This window comes from Flavobacterium sp. ENC, assembly GCF_020991415.1.
In the GTDB taxonomy this organism is placed as follows: domain Bacteria; phylum Bacteroidota; class Bacteroidia; order Flavobacteriales; family Flavobacteriaceae; genus Flavobacterium.
In genome coordinates this window covers 1-1,348 of record NZ_JAJMOY010000024.1, presented here as the reverse complement: position 1 = coordinate 1,348, position 1,348 = coordinate 1, and the positions used below count along the sequence as shown (strand labels likewise).

The 1,348-nt window shown below is 39.0% G+C and carries 1 protein-coding gene; it reads right to left on the bottom strand.

The annotated features are described in order from the left end of the window. The coding region (locus LPB89_RS21875; protein ID WP_230703731.1) for a condensation domain-containing protein at positions 1-1,348 on the bottom strand (1,348 nt) is incomplete at both ends.

The window sequence follows — 1,348 nt, the reverse complement described above, 5'->3', positions numbered from 1 at the left end:
AACCAATGCTGGTCTGCGGAGCGGCAACAACCAACGCTAGTAATTCTTCCAGGTGCGAAGCCATTCTTGCAATTCGCGAAACGGAGAATAACGACGTGTTGTATTCAATCGTTAGCTGTAAATTATCGTTTTGCTTGCTGAAATAAAAAGTAATGTCGAATTTACTTGTTTCTTCATCTGTATATTCTCCTTCAATAGTGATACCGGAGAAGGAAAGTTTTTTATCGTAACGTTCCATGTCTTCCAGAACCACCATTACATCAAATAATGGGGAACGACTCAAATCACGTGCAGAATCCAGCTCTTCAACCAACAAATCAAAAGGGTACCATTGATGCTCATAAGCGTCTAAACAGGTTTCTTTAACCTGTGCCAGTAAAGCTTGGTAACTCATATCTCCGGAAACTTCATCCCTAAGCGCTAAGGTATTCAGATAAAATCCTACCTGATTTTCCAAATCCGGATGTATCCTGCCGGATATTGGAGTTCCGATAATGATGTCCTGCGTTCCGGTGTAACGGTATAAAAGCGTTTTTACCAAAGAAAGCACACCCATGAAAAGCGATGACTGCTGCTGCTCTAACAGCGAATGAAACTTTACACTTGTTTCCTGTCCAAATGTATGTTTCAGACGTTTTCCCGTGAATGTTTGCTGCATGCCTCTTGGGAATGATGTTGGAAGATCCAACGGGGTAATTTCACCCGATAATTTTTCTAACCAATACGATTTATGACTAATGTCTTCATGCTTCTTTGACGTTTGCTGCCATACCGCGAAATCTTTGTACTGAATTTTTAACGCTTCTGTTACGATCTGATTTCCTTTAATTTTAGCGTTGTATAATTCCTGCAGTTCTGCAATGAGCAGCTGAACAGAAATTTCATCTGCAATAATATGATGTATGTTGATGAAGAGGAAATGCTTTTCTGCTGCACGCCTGAACGCGTATACTTTTAACAAAGGTCCTTTCGATAAATTAAAAGCAGTATTGTATTCTTTAAAAATAGTATTTACTGCCGTTTCATCATCCTCTGTAGTATTTTCCCAATTTATATTTTCTACTGTAAAATCAATCGTTTCAGAAGCTTTTACGTATTGTTTTACTTCTTCGTTTTCCCATCTGAACACCGTTCTTAAACTTTCATGTCTTTTTATTAAGGCATTGAAAGCATACGACAAGGCTTCTATTTCTAAAGGTCCCTGAAGCCAATGTCCGAAGGTAACGTTGTAAGCAATGGATGATTCATTTAACTGATCCAAAAACCATAATCTTCGTTGTGCGTAGGATAGCGGATATCCGTCCTGAACAGCTGCTACCGGAATCGATTCATATACTGATTCTTCCAG